Source organism: Peribacillus sp. Aquil_B1, from assembly GCF_022603275.1.
In the GTDB taxonomy this organism is placed as follows: Bacteria; Bacillota; Bacilli; order Bacillales; family DSM-1321; genus Peribacillus.
Genome location: NZ_JAKXEE010000001.1, coordinates 569,524 through 587,065, shown reverse-complemented (window position 1 = coordinate 587,065; position 17,542 = coordinate 569,524). Strand labels below are relative to the sequence as shown.

The 17,542-nt window shown below is 43.1% G+C and carries 13 protein-coding genes and 1 other annotated feature; of the genes, 5 read left to right on the top strand and 8 right to left on the bottom strand.

All coding sequences use genetic code 11. From position 1 onward, the window contains the following. Positions 1–64 precede the first annotated feature (64 nt). The 5 genes from mbcS to ezrA all read right to left on the bottom strand — a co-directional run bounded on the left by mbcS (position 65) and on the right by ezrA (position 6,567). The gene (gene mbcS, locus MPH60_RS02925; RefSeq protein WP_241592471.1) at positions 65–1,648 is read right to left on the bottom strand and encodes an acyl-CoA synthetase MbcS; all 1,584 of its coding nucleotides are present in this window, start codon (positions 1,646–1,648) and stop codon (positions 65–67) included. 344 nt (positions 1,649–1,992) lie between these two features. Then, positions 1,993–2,199 carry an alpha/beta-type small acid-soluble spore protein gene (locus MPH60_RS02920; protein ID WP_034309203.1) on the bottom strand — a complete coding sequence of 69 codons (207 nt, stop codon included), beginning with the start codon at positions 2,197–2,199 and terminating at the stop codon, positions 1,993–1,995. Between the two features lie 82 nt (positions 2,200–2,281). Then, positions 2,282–3,493 carry a tRNA uracil 4-sulfurtransferase ThiI gene (gene thiI, locus MPH60_RS02915; protein ID WP_241592473.1) on the bottom strand — a complete coding sequence of 404 codons (1,212 nt, stop codon included), beginning with the start codon at positions 3,491–3,493 and terminating at the stop codon, positions 2,282–2,284. After that, positions 3,490–4,638, bottom strand: coding sequence for a cysteine desulfurase family protein (locus tag MPH60_RS02910; protein WP_241592474.1), 1,149 nt, complete (start codon positions 4,636–4,638; stop codon positions 3,490–3,492). Before MPH60_RS02910 ends, thiI begins: the two co-directional genes overlap by 4 nt. Before the next feature lie 234 nt (positions 4,639–4,872). Then, positions 4,873–6,567 (bottom strand): septation ring formation regulator EzrA, encoded by a 1,695-nt coding sequence (gene ezrA / locus MPH60_RS02905; protein WP_241592476.1) that lies wholly within the window; start codon positions 6,565–6,567, stop codon positions 4,873–4,875. Positions 6,568–6,736: 169 nt separating this feature from the next. Here ezrA and hisJ point away from each other — a divergent pair, with 169 nt between their 5' ends. Further along, positions 6,737–7,540, top strand: a complete 804-nt coding sequence (gene hisJ, locus MPH60_RS02900) for a histidinol-phosphatase HisJ (RefSeq protein WP_241592478.1) — start codon at positions 6,737–6,739, stop codon at positions 7,538–7,540. Between the two features lie 14 nt (positions 7,541–7,554). Here hisJ and refZ read toward each other — a convergent pair whose 3' ends face one another. After that, positions 7,555–8,193, bottom strand: coding sequence for a forespore capture DNA-binding protein RefZ (refZ, locus tag MPH60_RS02895; protein WP_241592481.1), 639 nt, complete (start codon positions 8,191–8,193; stop codon positions 7,555–7,557). Positions 8,194–8,347: 154 nt separating this feature from the next. Between refZ and MPH60_RS02890 the strand changes: the two genes are divergently transcribed. Continuing rightward, positions 8,348–8,827 carry a GAF domain-containing protein gene (locus MPH60_RS02890; RefSeq protein ID WP_241592483.1) on the top strand — a complete coding sequence of 160 codons (480 nt, stop codon included), beginning with the start codon at positions 8,348–8,350 and terminating at the stop codon, positions 8,825–8,827. Between the two features lie 458 nt (positions 8,828–9,285). Continuing rightward, positions 9,286–9,888 (top strand): 30S ribosomal protein S4, encoded by a 603-nt coding sequence (gene rpsD / locus MPH60_RS02885; RefSeq protein ID WP_241592485.1) that lies wholly within the window; start codon positions 9,286–9,288, stop codon positions 9,886–9,888. A 97-nt stretch (positions 9,889–9,985) separates the two neighbouring features. Here the strand turns inward: rpsD and tyrS are convergent, their stop codons facing one another. Continuing rightward, positions 9,986–11,242, bottom strand: coding sequence for a tyrosine--tRNA ligase (gene tyrS, locus MPH60_RS02880; RefSeq protein ID WP_241592487.1), 1,257 nt, complete (start codon positions 11,240–11,242; stop codon positions 9,986–9,988). A 66-nt stretch (positions 11,243–11,308) separates the two neighbouring features. Next, positions 11,309–11,525 (bottom strand) — a binding site (T-box leader). Positions 11,526–11,673: 148 nt separating this feature from the next. Here tyrS and MPH60_RS02875 point away from each other — a divergent pair. Continuing rightward, complete coding sequence (locus MPH60_RS02875) at positions 11,674–14,700, top strand: transglycosylase domain-containing protein (RefSeq protein ID WP_241592495.1); 3,027 nt, start codon at positions 11,674–11,676, stop codon at positions 14,698–14,700. 126 nt (positions 14,701–14,826) lie between these two features. Here the strand turns inward: MPH60_RS02875 and acsA are convergent, their stop codons facing one another. Further along, complete coding sequence (gene acsA / locus MPH60_RS02870) at positions 14,827–16,545, bottom strand: acetate--CoA ligase (protein ID WP_241592504.1); 1,719 nt, start codon at positions 16,543–16,545, stop codon at positions 14,827–14,829. A 338-nt stretch (positions 16,546–16,883) separates the two neighbouring features. On the opposite strand from acsA, the gene MPH60_RS02865 reads away from it, so the two are divergent. Continuing rightward, positions 16,884–17,516 carry a GNAT family N-acetyltransferase gene (locus tag MPH60_RS02865; RefSeq protein ID WP_241592506.1) on the top strand — a complete coding sequence of 211 codons (633 nt, stop codon included), beginning with the start codon at positions 16,884–16,886 and terminating at the stop codon, positions 17,514–17,516. The last annotated feature ends 26 nt before the right edge of the window (positions 17,517–17,542 follow it).

Sequence of the window (17,542 nt, the reverse complement as noted above, 5' to 3'; positions counted from 1 at the left end):
TTTTAACCAAACCTCTGTGTAATAAAAAAACGTCAGCCGTGGGGGCTGACGGTAATGCTTTCAATCAATTGTTAAGGAGTGCTTCTTCCCTTTTTCGTAAATCCACCCGTTTAATTTTACCTGATGTCGTTTTGGGCAGCTCTTCTAAAAATTCGATTTTCCTTGGATATTTATATGGGGCAGTCAATTCCTTCACGTGCGTTTGGAGCGTCTGGATCAAGCCTTGGCTGTTCGGATCGATATCCTCCATCAATACGACATATGCCTTGACCACATTTCCCCTTATTTCATCAGGGCTTGCTATAACGGCACACTCTTTAACAAATGGATGCTTAACGAGTGCATCTTCCACTTCAAACGGTCCAATCGTATATCCCGAGCTGATGATGATATCATCAGAACGACCCTCAAACCAGAAGTAACCATCCTCATCCTTTTTCGCCTGATCGCCAGTGATATAATAATCCCCGCGGAATTGCTTCGATGTCCGCTCGGGATCTTTAAAATATTCTTTAAAGAGAGCAGGTGTATCGACATGTACGGCAATATCCCCCACTACGCCAGGAGAACAAGGTTTACCGGAATCATCAACGATTTCCACATGGTTGCCCGGTGTCGGTTTGCCCATGGAGCCCAATTTAATTTCCATCCCTTTTGTTACTCCTACCAACAGGGTGTTTTCAGTCTGTCCATATCCATCACGCACTTCAATATGGAAATGGTTTTTAAAGACCTCGAACACTTTTTGATTCAAAGGTTCTCCCGCTGATACAGCACTATGAAGATGGGATAAATCATAGTCATCAAGGTTATCCACCTTTGCAATCAATCGATACTCGGTTGGTGTGCAGCATAATGCATTCACTTTGTAGTCCTGAAGCAGCTGAAGATATTTTTTCGCCTCGAACTTACCATGATAGGCAAGACCGGTCGCTCCCGTTCCTAGAACCGCAAGGAAAGGACTCCAGATCCACTTTTGCCACCCTGGACCTGCAGTTGCCCAAACCACATCATTTTCGCTGATGCCAAGCCAGTTTGCAGCAGACGTTTTCAAGTGGGCATAAGCCCAGCCATGTGTATGGACGACCCCTTTTGGATTGCCTGTCGTTCCGGAAGTATACGATAAGAACGCCATATCCCCACTCTTCGTGTCGGCCAATTGCAGCTGATCGGATTCCTCGTCGGCAAGCTCATTCAAATCCAGCCAATTTTCGATTCGTTTCCCGATTGAGAATTTCAGAAGGCCTTCCGCTCCTTCGATTTCATTCAATTCATGAGTATATTCATGATAACTGATGATTCCTTTGACCTCACCATGATTGACTCGATACTGCAAGTCTTTCGCACGAAGCATTTCAGAACAAGGTATGACAATCATGCCAATTTTCAATGCGGCTAAATACACTTGATAAGCTTCCACCAAACGAGGAATTATGATAAGGACCGTATCACCTTTACCCAGTCCCTTTTTCTTGAAGGCATTTCCAATTTTATTTGCACTCTTTAATAAATTCTCATATGTAAGTTGTTTTTTATCTCCGGTTTCGTTCTCCCAGAGTACGGCAACTTTTTCTGGATCTTTTGCATAACGTTCCATTTCACTCACTAAGTTGTAATGTTCCGGAGCCAATAAGTCTTCACGCTTCATATTCTTCCCCTCCAATTATGAACTCTTAGTACCTACTCATTATACAAGATACTTCTCTAATATTTCTATTTATTTTTACAAATAAATAAAGAGAGCGGGTGTTGAACCTGCTCTCTGCGGACTGTAGACAAACTCGAAGAAAAATGAATTTGCTTGCAGTTTTTTTATTAAAACGTTCCAATTGATATCTTTCTGCCAAGCATCAGTGGGTTACGGCTAGCCAGAGTATCGGCAGATTTCTTCAATCAATAAGAATTACAGGAATAAACCATGTAGTATAAAGAAGTCGACAAACAGAAGAGAGCGGGTGTTAAAACCCGCTCTCTGTAGCCATATTTATTAAATTATCTGTTGAAGCCTCCGCCTAATTGTTGTTCAGCCATTTGAACAAGGCGTTTTGTGATTTCTCCACCAACTGAACCGTTAGCGCGAGATGTTGTGTCGGCACCAAGTTGTACGCCGAATTCTGTAGCGATTTCATATTTCATTTGTTGTAGAGCTTGTTCCACTCCAGGTACCAATAATTCGTTTGAGCTGTTGTTGTTTGCCATGTGTTTTTCACCTCCTTGTGATTATAGAGTGTGTTAAAACACATGGCTTCATTCGCACTATTTTATTGGTAATTACAGGATATTAAAATAAGTCTTCCATCGTTTCTTCCTTATCGAAAGTCTGACCAGGTTTAACCGTCAATATTTCTGTTTCGGAGACCGCCTTTTCGATTAAGGATTCAAAGTCGACGAAGCTTTCATAGTAATTGACCTTTTCACGTTTCGGTTTCGTTTTTGGGCTTGCCGGCGTAAAGACCGTACAGCAATCTTCGTACGGCAAATTGGATATTTCAAAAGTATCAAGCTCTCTTGCAATTTTGATGATTTCCGTTTTATCCATGGTAATCAGCGGGCGCAGGATCGGTGTATTCGTCACCTCATTGATGGCAAACATGCTGCTCATCGTCTGGCTAGCAACCTGTCCAAGGCTTTCACCGGTAACAAGTGCCATGGCTTCTTCCTTTTCACGAATTCGATCGGCGACCCGCATCATTAAACGACGGGTAGTAGTCATTGAGTAGTTTTCCGGGATTTGTTTTTGAATCAATAATTGGATTTCCGTAAATGGAACGATATGCACTTTCATGCTTCCATTTATTTCGGCAAGCTTGCCCGCCAAATCAATGACCTTTTGACGTGAACGTTCGCTCGTGAACGGTGGGCTGTAGAAGTGGATCGCTTCCACGTCCAATCCGCGTTTCATTGAAAGGAATCCTGCAACAGGGCTATCAATCCCGCCTGAAAGCATCAGCATCGCCTTTCCACTTGACCCGAATGGCAGACCGCCTGCCCCCTGGATGATTTCACCTGTCAAATACACGGCTTCGCGTCTCACTTCCACTAGCAGGTTCAAATCAGGGTTCTTTACATCCACTTTTAAATCCTCTGTATTCCGAAGCAAATGCCCGCCGATTGCCCTGTTAATCTCATCGGTGTTATATGGAAAATCCTTATCCGCGCGTTTAGTCGTGATCTTGAACGTTTTTACCTCTTCAAGAGTATGATTCAGGTAATACAACGCTGCCGTCTTCATCACTTCCAGATCACGCTCTATTTTTATCGCAGGGCTTAATGACTGTATTCCAAAAATGCCTTTCAATTGGTCAATGACAGGCTTATGGTCCGCACCGTTCAGGAGAACGTACATCCGCTCCCGGTTGGCTGTCAGCACTACGCCTTCAATATCTTTTAAACTCCAGCGGATATGTGCCTTCATTTTGTCTACAAAGCCTTTACGGTTTCTTTTTTTCGTGGAGATTTCTCCATAACGGATAATTATATGATCAAATTTCATTTTGCAACCCTCATTATTTTTTCTAAATTAGCGACTATTTTCTGTATCGCCGCCAGAACTTGCTTTGCTTCTTCCATTTCATTGCCATAGGTAGAACTGATTCGGATGACGCTTTCGGAACGAGCCGAATTATGGAACATTGCATCCACCGTTTTGCTTATCGTCCTTTTTTTCGAAGAACAGGCACTAGTTGTCGATACATATATTCCTTCCGATTCAAGTGCATGCAGCAATACTTCGGATTTAAGTCCCGGAACGGAAAAATTCACAATATGGGGTGCCCCTTTTTCAGGACTGTTAACCAACACCCCGTCCATTTCTTTCAAACCTTTATATAAATAAGTTTTGATTTGCTGCAGCTTATCATGATACAGCAATTGATTGTTCATACTAATACGCAAGGCCTTCGATAGGGAGACGATTCCCGCAACATTTTCGGTGCCGCTCCTGATTTTCGTTTCTTGGTTGCCGCCATGGAAAAGCGGATCGACCCGAACGCCTTCACGAACATAAAGGATGCCCGTCCCCTTCAAGCCGTGGACCTTGTGGCCGGAAATTGTACATAAATCCACATTGGCATCACGCAATGATAAAGAAACTTTGCCTGCTCCCTGCACATTATCGACATGAAAGAGCACGTTTGGGTATTGTTTTATCAATTTGCCGATTTCAGCAATCGGCTGTATCGAGCCAACTTCATTATTAACATGCATGACGGAAACCAAAATGGTATCCTCCCTCAATGCATCCTTAAGGTCCGTTACATCAATTTGCCCAAATTCGTTAACGGGAAGATATGTGATCTCATAACCCATTTTCGTCAATGATTGGCATGCATCTTCTACAGAAGGATGTTCAATCGCTGTCGTGATTATGTGTTTGCCGCGATTCCCCTGAGAGTGGGCGGCCCCTTTAATGGCAAGATTATTTCCTTCCGTCCCACCGGAAGTGAAAAATATTTCCGAACTCTTCACCTTTAATAAATCAGCGATCTGCTTTCTTGCAGCGGAAAGCAGTTTTTCGGATTGCACCCCAAGTCCATGAAGCGAAGAGGGGTTGCCGAAATAGTCCGAAGTAACCTTCATGAATGATTCGATTACTTCGGGATATGGTTTTGTTGTTGCACTATTATCAAAATAAATCATGGGCTCACCTTCCATGTTTTTGTATCTATGATGATCACTCTATTAAATATAAGTTTCAATGTTGCTGTTGCAACATCTAATATTAACATAATTGAATTTGAAAGAGAATGTAAAACACTGGTCCATAAATGATAGGAGAATTGCTTCTTTTTATTCCTCAGAATGATTTAAACTTCCCACCTGTCTATTCGCGGTCGGTCCGGTAAAAGAAAAAAACCCGCCATGGCGGGTTTTTTAGGAAAGGACTTCTTCTATGTTCGCCCCGATTTTTCGTAAACTGCCTGGGTCGACCTTTTCTATGGCCGTTGCTGCCGTTTCCAACGCTGCTTGATATTCATAGCTTCTAAATTTCGCTTCGGCTTCCCTAAGGCTCTCGGCAACCATATCGTGACTGCTTCGATAGCGATTTCCGAATTGGATCACCTTTTCGGCCAAATACATATGTTCGATCAATTCATGGGCTTTTTCGTGGACCCTATTCACCTGTTGAACCGCTTTTTCCAAATAAATATAAACAACGGCCATGTCAAGCGGCTTTTCTTCAAGTTTTCCCTGAACGTCATCCATGCTTTCTTTGGCATCCTGAAGCACCACTTTATACTCTTCTGGAAGACCTGGAATATTGCTTTTTGCAATTAATCGTCCAGTATCGACCATTTTACGTTTCAATTCAGCCAGTGAATCCCTGGCATCCATTTCATCTTTCCGTAAAGCCTGTAATTTAATGGTAAAATCTTTCTGATTTTCCTGTAATTCCTTCAACTGCACAGCCAGCCCCTGCATCTCTTCGCTGATAAGGGAGCTTGCCATCACATTATCCTCCATTTTCAAGACAAGCAATTGATGGCGTTTCGAAATCTGGGCAATCTGCTTTTCCATTTTCCGCTGTGCATCGAGCTCGTTTTCCGTCAGATGATATGTGTGTTGAACATGTATGGTTTCAACTTTAAGTTTATCGTTTTCATATTCAAGGTCACTAATCGTTTTCCTGAGAACTTCATCATTTTTCAAGATATACTGCTTAGACAGTACTTCTTTTTCCAAAAGGTCATAAAGCACCTCAATGCTTTCGCGCATATCTTTAATGCCCTTATCCACGGCTTCCGTTTCGGCATTTTCCAATTGTGTTTTATATAGTTCCAGTTCTTCCTCAAGCCGGGATATTTCCTGCTCGAATTGGATATGGCTCAACAGATACCCCTGTCCTGACATCTCCTCATAACCATCCTTCAATTCTTGAAGCTGGGAATGCAGCTCGGATTGGCTATCTACCAATAATTTCGGGAGCATTTCCATTTTAACTGACAGAACCGCCAATTTTTCCTTAATGGATAGAACAAGCTCCCTCGCATTCAAATAATTGCCGTTCACGGTCTCTTCGTCATATTTTTGAAGGATCTGCAATACTTCATCCAAGGTATTTTCCAGCTTATCAGCCGCTTTCCCGTAATTATGCCTGTGTGCAAGCAGGGATTTCTTCAATTGACGGTAGGATTCCTTGATATCCTCAATTTCCAATCGGTTTTTTTCCTCACTGCCTACGAGTTCATTCAGTTCGTATAAGATCTTTTTGATCATTTCCTCAATTTCATTCAGCTTGACTGTAATTTTGCGCTGTACTTCTTTTGATCGGCTGAAACGGTATTTATCGACGAATTCCTCGGCATCGAATAAAAGCTCTTCGACTTCAGGCATATGATCAGTAATGATGGCGTCCCATTCAATGCGCCAGTTCTCGAACATTTCCTCTGTTTCACCTGTCATGTTCAATTGTTTGACTTTAGAAAGCTCTTCCAGCACGGGGCGGTGCATGATGCTTATTTTCCAGGATTCCAGTCGATCGATTTCTTTAAAATATCTCTTTTTGAAAAAATAACCCCAAATGATGAAAATCAAAATTAATACAATTACCCCAATTATGTAATCCATGGTAAGCCCCCTGTTCTAGTCCTTACAGTCTTGCTCGTTTATATGTCAATTTTAAAAAATGTTAAATTTAATGCTTTTATGATACCATGTTAGCAATAATTTTTGACGAGAAAAATGTTTTTTTTGTAGAAAATTGCTACAAATACCTGTTTTTTGGGAGGGAAGGACCATGAAAGCTGACGGTCATGTGCACACTCCGTTTTGCCCTCACGGCTCTACGGATAAATTCGTTGAATATATTACGCGGGGAATCGAGCTAGGATTAAAGGAAATCACATTTACGGAACATGCTCCATTGCCACGAAATTTTCAAGATCCTACGCCTGAAAAAGACAGCGGCATGGACGCTGCCCTGCTCCTGGATTACTTTCAAGAGCTCCGCGTACTGAAAGAACGCCATAAAGACAAAATCCTGATCAAAACAGGTCTGGAGGTTGACTTTATAGAGGGTTATGAAAAAGAAACAAAAGAATTCCTCGACGAAATCGGAGAATTCCTGGATGATAGTATACTTTCCGTCCACTTCATCAAGCATCAAAGCAGTTGGCACTGCATCGATTTCAGCGAAAATGGGTTTGGTGAGATTGCCAATGAACTAGGTTCAGTCGAATCGGTTTATGCCAAATATTTCGATACACTGGAAAAATCAATAACAACGGATTTAGGCATTTATAAACCAAAACGAATCGGGCATATTACGCTTGTCCATAAATTCCAGCATCGATATCCGCCGGCTTCTAGTTTTGACGACCGGGTTTACAAGGTGCTCGACATGATCAAAGAACAAAGGTATGAACTAGATTATAATGGAGCCGGGCATGTAAAGCCGCTATGCGGTGAACCATACCCTCCTGAACGGTTTGCAAAGCGTGCTTTCGATCTCGGCATTCCGCTTATTTACGGATCCGATGCACATCAGGCTAAGGATTTGGGTCAGGGCCATCAGGCACTGATTGAAGGGTTCAATGGGTAATTCATGTATACACTTCAGCTCCGGCCGGCTAACAGTGGCTGCAAGTCTATGAAAAGGGTATCCTGCAAAAAACGTCCGACTTCATTGGCATAAATATTCGTATAATATTCTTCCTGAGGGAACACATGAAGCACATCCATCGCATAATGGGTATGCAGGACAGGGGCCGTCAATAAACCCTTCAACTGCAGCATATACATGGGAACCGAGACCTGCTGGAAACTCCTGCTCTTGATCCCCTGTTCCAAAATATATTGAAAATAAGACTTTTCCTTTGTAAAATAAGTCGAATGAATTTCGCGATTTAAATTGGAATCGAGCGAAGATTCCCCATATATGAACCGTGCAGCAAGGAAGTTTTCCCTCTGGAAAGCGAGAATATCCTTTACAAGATTCATCAAGCAATGCTGCGGGCCTTTAAGTTCCAGCAATGTCATGTTCGTCTCAAGGACCAGGATATACTCTTCTAAATAGGAAGTGAAACAGAATTCAAGCAACCCCTGCTTATTCTTGAAATAGTAGGCAATATTTGCAGCGTTCACTTTGGCTTTATTCGCAATATCCCGTATGGATGTAGCATGATAGCCTTTTAAATGAAATAAATGCAATGCAGCTTCCACAATGGCTTGTTTCGTTGGCGTCTGGCGATTCATTCAGGCAATCCCTCGCTTTCTTTGAGACAAGTCTTATGGACTACTTCTTCACGGAAGAGCCTGAATCCTTTAGTAAGTTCTCGACAATTTCCCTACAATAAAGCAACATGATTAGAAAGTGCTGTAAAAATATGCGGAAGACAGGTGAACGCTTTTGTTTAATGTCGAAATGTATCAAGGAAAAAAAGAAAATAACTATGATTTGGTCCAAAAGCAGCTTCTTGCCTTAATAGAAGATGAAAAGAACCGGATAGCCAATTTAAGCAATGCGGCAGCTTTACTCAATCAGTTTCTTGATGAGATTAACTGGGTCGGCTTCTATTTATACGAAGAAGGCCAATTAATTCTAGGACCCTTCCAGGGTCTTCCAGCCTGCGTCCGCATTCCAATGGGCAGGGGCGTTTGCGGGACTTCAGCGGCGACTGAAAAAACCCTGCGCATAGAGGATGTCCACCAATTTCCTGGACATATCGCCTGTGATGCGGCATCAAGATCTGAAATTGTCATACCGCTCATGAAGGATGGCAATTTGATCGGTGTCCTCGATATCGACAGCCCGGTCACGGACCGTTTTGACGAAATGGATCAGCAAGGACTTGAGAAGTTCGCTGAAATCCTTTCCAGGCATCTATAAAGTTAAAGGGAGCGGCAATCCTTGCCTGCTCCCTTTAACTTTATAGGACCCATGTACTTGTACCCAGTCCTTCTTGAATTCTTCGCAAAATACAACGCCTCATCGGCCATTTGATATTTTTCTCCATGTATTCATTCTCTCATCATAACGCTTACGGTGGAAAAACCTCACTAAAAATTGCATGTTTTAAATACCTGCTGCCATTCTCTTTATCTACTCCTTAATTATTCACAACTCTCCTTGACTCATTGAGCAGAATATTATACAATACTCTTTGTGTAAAATATTGCAGCCTATGTGACAGCCTTTATGTTCTCATTTTGTTCCTCAATACAGAGGTGTATCTCGTAACCCTCTGCTGCTAGGGCGAAGGTACATGAAAACAAAATGGTCATAATCGTACATTCACACGGTTTTTATTTTACCAAAATAAAAACATTTAAAGGAGGAGTCATCCTATGGCTCGTTATACTGGCCCAAGCTGGAAACTATCCCGTCGTTTAGGAATTTCCCTAACAGGTACTGGTAAAGAATTAGAAAAACGCCCTTATGCTCCAGGACAACATGGTCCTAACCAACGTAGAAAAATTTCTGAATACGGAATGCAACTACAAGAGAAACAAAAACTTCGTCACATGTACGGAATCACTGAACGTCAATTCCGCACAATGTTCGACCGCGCTGGCAAACTTAAAGGTGTACATGGTGAAAACTTCATGGTTCTTCTTGAATCACGTCTTGACAACCTAGTTTACCGTCTTGGTTTAGCTCGTACACGTCGTCAAGCACGTCAACTTGTTAACCATGGTCACATCACTGTAGACGGAAGCCGCGTAGACATTCCATCTTACAAAGTGTCTCTTGGACAAACAATCTCAGTTCGTGAAAAATCACGCAACTTCTCAATCATTAAAGAATCAGTTGAAGCAACTAACTTCGTTCCTGATTTCCTTACTTTCGATGCTGAGAAATTAGAAGGTACTTTCACTCGTTTACCAGAACGTTCTGAATTGCCTGCTGAAATTAACGAAGCTCTTATCGTTGAGTTCTACTCTCGTTAATAACTTCAAAAACCCCATCCTTGGATGGGGTTTTTTTTTGCACTTAAACACCCCTGCATGACAAAGCCCGGCTGAGATCCAGCCGGGCCTTGGACAATCATTTCACTAATGTGTATTTCTTTTTGCCGCGACGAACGAGGATGAACTCCCCTTCAATCTTGGCAGCTTCCGTCACTACATATTGCAGATCGGTCACTTTCTCCCCATTTATGGAGATTGCCCCGTTCTGAATATCTTCACGTGCTTGACGCTTTGATGGCGAAATTTTCGCTTCAACGATTAAATCGACCAAACCGATATCTTCCTTGCTTTCACGTTCGAAGCTAGGGACATCTTTAAAGCCCAATTTGATTTCCGCTGCACTTAAATTCTTCACCTCACCGCTGAATAGGGCGGCAGAGATTTTGATTGCCTGGTCAAGAGCTTCCTGACCATGAATCAAACGGGTCATTTCTTCCCCTAAAGCTTTTTGCGCTTTACGCAAATGCGGTTCATTTTGTACGGATTGCTCCAACTCTTCTATCGCCTCACGAGATAGGAACGTGAAGAATTTCAGGTATTTTACGACATCAGCATCCGCTGTATTGATCCAGAATTGGTAAAATTCATACGGAGTCGTTTTTTCCGGGTCAAGCCAAATCGCTCCGCCTTCCGTTTTACCGAATTTCGTTCCATCCGCTTTCGTTACAAGCGGGATCGTCATACCGAATGCTTTGGCATTCTCATCATTGGATTTCCTGATCATTTCAAGGCCGGTCGTAATGTTGCCCCATTGATCACTGCCGCCAATTTGCAATTTACAGTCGTAATTGCTGTATAAATGGCCGAAATCAATTCCTTGTAAGATCGTGTAAGCAAATTCAGTAAAGGAAATTCCCGTATCCAAGCGGGAAGCAACCGTATCTTTTGCCAGCATGTAGTTAATGCCGATGTATTTCCCGTAATCACGCAAAAATGTAACCATATCGATTTTGCCTATCCAGTCATAGTTATTGACCATGACCGCACCATTTTCACCGTCGAATTCAAAGATGTGGGACAGCTGCCCTTTTATGCAGTCTGCATTATAAAGCACTTTTTCCAGCGTTTGCAGCTGACGTTCCTCTTTTTTACCGCTTGGATCACCGATAAGTCCTGTCGCACCGCCTACCAGTACAAGGGGACGATGACCGTGCTGCTGGAAACGGCGCAATGTCAAAAATGGCAATAGATGACCGATGTGCATACTATCCGCAGTTGGATCGACACCACAGTATAAAGAAATTTTCTCTTTTTCCAAAAGGTTCTTAAAACCTTCTTCATCCGTTTGTTGATAAATAATTCCTCTCCACTCGAGGTCTTTAAGCAATTCCATTAAATATTCCTCCTCCATCTTAGAAAAAAACCGCAAAAAGCACACAAAAACGCCCCTTCATAAATATGAAGGGACGAATGAATTCGCGGTACCACCCAACTTGAGGACATAACATGCCCTCCGCTCAAGACGAATAACGGTCGTCAGCCGTTTCCTGCTACTAATCATTTCACAGCAAATGCTCCAGGAAGTAATTCATCATACCATTTGTACCGATTTCCACTAACCACCGGCTCTCTGAAACAGGGATAGTCTGACTACTGGGTCCTATCATCGCGATCATTTAATCATTTTATTGTTGTTAATAAACTTTTATCATACATAAGAATCCTTGTCAACATCACCCTTACAGATTATAGAAAAATAAGAAAGATCCCTTTCCCCTACCTGTTATATGCTATAATATATGTGATTTCAGGGGGTATGATACGATGAATAATAATCAAAAAGATAGATTTCAAACAGTCTGGAAGCAGCTGACCCGTTTTTTCCAAAGTGAAAAAACACATAAGAATGCACGGGTTACATACCAAGTCATTTGGAATTTAACACTGATCCTCATTATTGTCGGGATCCTAGGATTCTCATTCGCCGGCGGCGTCGGAGCCGGCTATTTCGCTGCCCTCGTCAATGATGAGCCAGTGCGCTCAAAAGAAGATTTGAAAAAAGACATTTACAATTATGAAGAGACCTCTGAAGTATACTTTGCAGATGAAGTATACTTGGGCAAGCTTAAGAGTGACCTTGAACGTGAAGAAGTGTCCATCGATAAAGTTTCCGAGCATCTAAAAAATGCAGTCATCGCTACAGAAGATGAGTATTTTTATGAGCATGACGGCGTTGTCCCGAAAGCCATCCTGCGTGCGATATACCAGGAATTTTCGAATGCAACCGTCCAATCGGGAGGAAGTACATTAACACAGCAGCTCATTAAAAACCAGGTCCTCACCAACGAAGTATCATTTGAACGAAAAGCAAAAGAAATCCTGCTTGCGCTCCGGGTCGAAAAGTTCTTTGAAAAAGAAGAGATTTTGGAAACCTACTTAAACGTCTCTACTTTGGGGCGAAACTCTTCAGGCCGTAACATCGCTGGTGTCGAGTCTGCCGCTGAAGGTATTTTTGGCGTGGAGGCCAAAGATCTGACACTGCCCCAATCAGCCTTTATCGCTGGATTGCCGCAAAGCCCTTTCGGTTATACACCGTATACCCAGAAAGGAAAACTGAAAGAAAATCAAGAGCCCGGCATCAACCGGATGAAAACCGTTTTAAAGCGGATGTATAGTAACGGATACATAACAAAAGAAGAATATGATAAAGCAGTCGCATACGACATAACAAAAGACTTTATCGGTAAAACGGAGATGCCATCCGAGAAATATCCATGGCTCACCTATGAAATCGAAAAACGCTCCATCGAAATCCTATCTGTCAGTCTGGCAAAAGATGATGGGTATGAAGAGAAAGATTTAAAGAATGATGATTTAAAAGCTCAATATCTAGCACTTGCCGATCGTAAGCTGCGTCAAAACGGCTATCAGATCTATACGACAATCGATAAAAAGATTTATGACAAGATGCAGGAAGTGACGAAAAACTATCCGAATTACGGATACGATAAGACGGCACAAGTCGTCGATCCTGATACGAAAGAAATGAAAACGGTGAGTGAGCCCGTTGAAGCCGGGGCCATTCTCATCGAAAATAAAACAGGAAAAATCATCAGTTTCGTAGGTGGCCGTGATTTCAAGCGGGAACAGACGAACCATGCCACCGCATCACTGCGATCGAACGGATCAACGATGAAGCCGCTGCTCGTGTATGGCCCAGGAATCGAGTTAGGAAAGATCTCACCTGGAAGCGTATCGGCCAACGTACCCATTTCCATTCCAGCAGGAAAAATGTGGCGTCCAGGAAACTATGGCGGCGGAAGCTATACGGGGGTAACGACAGCCCGTGAAGCACTGAAGAATTCCTATAACATCCCGGCAGCGCTCTTTTACATGAAAATCATCAACCAAGGTCCAGCTTCCTATTTGGAAAAAATGGGCTTCACCACAGTGACGAAAGAAGATTACTCTAATGCAGCCATGTCACTGGGAGCTATGTCAAAAGGTGTAACCGTTGAAGAGAACGTCAATGCATTTGGCACATTTGCCAATTCAGGGGAATTCATCGATGCTTATATGATCGATAAAATCGTATCAAAAGATGGCAAAGTCATCTATGAACATAAAGCGAAACCAGTGGAAGTATTTTCTCCGCAAGCTGCTTACCTGACGCTTGATATGATGCGTGATGTCGTAAACAGCGGGACGGCCGCTTCGGTCAGGAACCGACTTGCTTTCTCAAGTGATTGGGCAGGTAAGACCGGAACTTCCCAAAACTATTCGGACGCTTGGTTCGTCGCAACCAATCCAAATGTATCATTCGGTACATGGCTCGGATATGACACACCGAAATCCTTGCAAGGGACCTACAATGGTCTGGAATATAATAAACGTAATATGTATTATTGGGCAGATCTGATCAATGCCGCATACAAAGTCGATCCTAAACTCATCGACCCCGATAAGCGATTTGAAATGCCGGGCGGAATTGTCAGCCGTTCCTTCTGTGGCGTTTCAGGACTGCTGCCTTCAAGTTCATGCCAAAAGGCCGGGCTTGTCAAATCGGATTTATTCATCGCCAAATATGCTCCAACCAAGGCAGATGATAGTTTCATAGATGGACAATATGTATCAGTCGGCAGTAAACGCTACGCAGCCCTTCCGCAAACGCCTGGCGAATTCACAAGCGGCGGGTTCATGTTGAATCCCGATTCCTTTGCAGATATCGGATTGAAATATGTCGATGACCCGGGATCCGTGATTCCTGGAGCCGAAAAATCAGGAAATGTCGTCGGCGCGACAGCGAAATTGAATGATAATGGCAAGGCACCAGATCCCCTATCCATAACGATCGGTAACGATAAGATTACATGGGGCTTGCATGATGAAGGAGATGTCGTCGGTTATCGTGTCTATAAAGACGGCAAGAAAGTGGCGAGCATCAATGCTGGGGAGAATCTTGTTTACAAAGTCGGCTCTGGCGGTTCCTATTACGTAACGGCCGTAGACATAGTCGGTAAAGAATCGGCCCCTTCTCAACGTGTTGAAAGCGGCGCTAAAAAGACAGGTTCAAAAGAAGATTCCACAAAAACTAAAGATGATCGTGGAAAAGATAAATTAGCTAACGAAGATAAAAAATCAGACTCAAAAGAAGAGAACGCTTCAGATAAAGAGAAAGAAAAAGAACCAGTAAAAGAAACGCAAACGGATAAAGATAAAGAGCCAGCACAAGACAAAGAGCAGCAAAACAAAGAAAATACAGATCAAGAAAAACAAGAGACCGACAAAGAGCAAGACACAGTCAATGATAAAGAGCAAGACACGGATAAAGCTGAAGAAGAGGAAGAATGACACTCTTTCTTGAACTAAAACAGGCTGTCGGTTACCCCCGACAGCCTATTTCCTTATAATCTACAAAAAGGCATCCACGGAAGTGACCATGGATGCCTTTTTCCTTTTCAATAATGACTCAGTTTCTCAATCCTCCATCGATGATAAATCACCCGTTGGCAGATCAAGTTCCCAAGCTTTCAGGACACGGCGCATGATTTTGCCGCTTCTTGTTTTAGGAAGTTTATCCCTGAATTCAATTTCACGAGGTGCCGCATGTGCCGCTAGACCATGCTTTACAAATGTACGAATTTCCTCAATCAATTCATCGTTTGCCTCGTATCCATCACGAAGGGCGATGAACGCTTTGATAATCTCCCCCCGAACCGGGTCCGGCTTACCGATGACCCCCGCTTCGGCTACGGCTGGATGCTCGACCAATTTGCTTTCCACTTCGAAAGGTCCGACCCTCTCCCCTGCCGTCATGATGACATCATCCACACGGCCTTGGAACCAGAAATAACCATCTTCATCCATATATGCGGAATCTCCTGAAACATACCAATCACCTGGCATAAAGTAAGATTCATATTTCGCTTCATTCTTCCAGACGGTCTTCATCATCGAAGGCCAGCCTTTCTTGATGGCAAGGTTCCCCATTCTATGCGGCGGAAGCTCGTTACCTTGATCATCCACTATTGCCGCCTTCACACCTGGAATCGGTTTGCCCATCGAACCCGGTTTGATTTCCAGGCAAGGATAATTGCAGATGACCTGCGCCCCGGTCTCCGTCATCCACCATGTATCATGGATACGGTGATTGAATACCTTCATTCCCCAGCGCACCACTTCCGGGTTCAACGGTTCACCGACACTTAATATATGGCGGAGAGACCTCAAATCGAACCGCTTAACGATTTCGTCACCTGCGCCCATCAGCATCCTGAAGGCAGTCGGGGCACTATACCATACCGTGACACCAAAGTCCTCCAAGGTCTTGTACCAGGATTCAGGCTTGAACCGCCCGCCTACAATGACATTCGAGGTCCCTGTCAGCCAAGGTCCAAATATCCCGTAAGACGTCCCTGTCACCCATCCAGGGTCCGCTGTGCACCAATACACGTCCTCATCCTGCAAATCAAGGACCCATCTTGCCGTTTGATAATGCTGGATCATCGCATTATGAACGTGCAGCACTCCTTTTGGTTTACCTGTGGAACCTGAGGTGTAGTGAAGAATCAGACCGTCATTCCGATCCACCCATTCAATTTCGAATTTTTTGTCGGCTTCTTTTAATTTTTTATTGAAGTCATGGTACTTTCCTTCTTCTTTTATATTTTCCCCCACCAAGAAAATATGCTTTAAATGGGGTAATTCATCCACCGGGACACGCGGCAAAAGTTCAGGTGTCGTCACTATCACACTTGCCTCACTATCTTCAAGACGGTCCCTTATGGCGCCTTCCATGAAGGCTTCGAACAACGGCCCTACGACAGCACCCGTTTTAATCGCGCCCAACAATGCAAAATAAAGCTCCGGGGAGCGAGGCATGAAGATGAAAACACGATCTCCTTTTTCCACATTGGCAATGTTCTTGAACACATTGGCCGCTTGATTCGTATACTCTTTCATTTCCTTGAATGTATACTTTTCATTTCTTTTATCGTCTTTGTAATAAAGGGCCACTTTATTCTTTTTGTATGTTTCGACATGGCGGTCAATGGCTTCATATGCAAGATTCACTTTACCGGTTTCAGACCAGGAGAATTCCTTTTCCGTCTCAGACCAGTCAAACTTCTTGTATTTTTCATCATAATTCTTTAAATTAAAATTACCTTCCACTACTGGCAACGCTTTCACATCCATACGACAAACTCCCCCTTCATTCGGTTCTATATTTTTATTATAGTATAAGAATCAAATTATCTCAATTTTTAAAATATTAACCACTTCCATATTAGGGAAATCCCTTCTTGGTGAATTTTGAAAGTTACTGGTATATTGTTATGGTTAAGGTGAATCCATATGATGGCCGTGAAAGAAGAAGCACTGTAACAAAAGCGCCTTGAACTTTCTGAATGATGCCCCTCTTTTTCATGTATAATTTATGTAAGCTTTCCATTCGGTCAGTTTTTAAAAGAAATGCTTCGTATACTCCGGAATGCGAGAGTGTAAGATTACTATATAACAAGGGTGGTGAAAGAATGGAATATAGTAAGACCTTTTACACTAAGGAACTGCAGACATTAAGCGGAACACTCATCATCGAGGGGCCGTTAAGCGGAGAAAGAATGTCCGCTTATGAGTTTCACGAAGACTTGGTCGCCTTTCGCCCGCCTGCTTTGCAGCATAAAGCGTTAATAGAGATTGCAGACTTGCCTGAGGGCAGGATCTTTATCGCCCGTGAAAATGAAACAATCGTGGGTTATGTAACTTACTTATATCCCGATCCATTGGAGCGCTGGTCTGAAATCAAGATGGAGGACCTGATTGAGCTTGGTGCAATCGAGGTCATCCCTAAATACCGGGGTGCCTCCGTCGGGAAGAACCTAATCCGCCTTTCCATGGAAGACGATTCGGTTGAAGACTTCATCATCATCACCACTGAATACTATTGGCATTGGGATCTGAAAGGGACAGGGCTGAATATTTGGGACTATCGCAAGGTCATGGAAAAAATGATGAGTGCCGGTGGTTTGGTCTACTTTGCAACAGATGATCCTGAAATCAGTTCCCACCCGGCCAACTGCCTGATGGCCCGTATTGGCAAAAGGGTCCCGCCGGAATCCATCCAGAAATTCGACCAATTGCGTTTTATGAATCGGTTTATGTATTAAAGAGGCGAGTAAGAGGAGGAAGGAAA

Bases quoted from the DNA above. Each gene is read 5' to 3' on its own strand.
- MPH60_RS02910 (WP_241592474.1), bottom strand. From the start codon at position 4,638: ATGATTTATTTTGATAATAGTGCAACAACAAAACCATATCCCGAAGTA.
- acsA (WP_241592504.1), bottom strand. From the start codon at position 16,545: ATGGATGTGAAAGCGTTGCCAGTAGTGGAAGGTAATTTTAATTTAAAG.
- MPH60_RS02920 (WP_034309203.1), bottom strand. From the start codon at position 2,199: ATGGCAAACAACAACAGCTCAAACGAATTATTGGTACCTGGAGTGGAA.
- refZ (WP_241592481.1), bottom strand. From the start codon at position 8,193: ATGAATCGCCAGACGCCAACGAAACAAGCCATTGTGGAAGCTGCATTG.
- MPH60_RS02875 (WP_241592495.1), top strand. From the start codon at position 11,674: ATGAATAATAATCAAAAAGATAGATTTCAAACAGTCTGGAAGCAGCTG.
- hisJ (WP_241592478.1), top strand. From the start codon at position 6,737: ATGAAAGCTGACGGTCATGTGCACACTCCGTTTTGCCCTCACGGCTCT.
- mbcS (WP_241592471.1), bottom strand. From the start codon at position 1,648: ATGAAGCGTGAAGACTTATTGGCTCCGGAACATTACAACTTAGTGAGT.
- thiI (WP_241592473.1), bottom strand. From the start codon at position 3,493: ATGAAATTTGATCATATAATTATCCGTTATGGAGAAATCTCCACGAAA.
- rpsD (WP_241592485.1), top strand. From the start codon at position 9,286: ATGGCTCGTTATACTGGCCCAAGCTGGAAACTATCCCGTCGTTTAGGA.
- ezrA (WP_241592476.1), bottom strand. From the start codon at position 6,567: ATGGATTACATAATTGGGGTAATTGTATTAATTTTGATTTTCATCATT.
- MPH60_RS02865 (WP_241592506.1), top strand. From the start codon at position 16,884: ATGGAATATAGTAAGACCTTTTACACTAAGGAACTGCAGACATTAAGC.
- tyrS (WP_241592487.1), bottom strand. From the start codon at position 11,242: ATGGAATTGCTTAAAGACCTCGAGTGGAGAGGAATTATTTATCAACAA.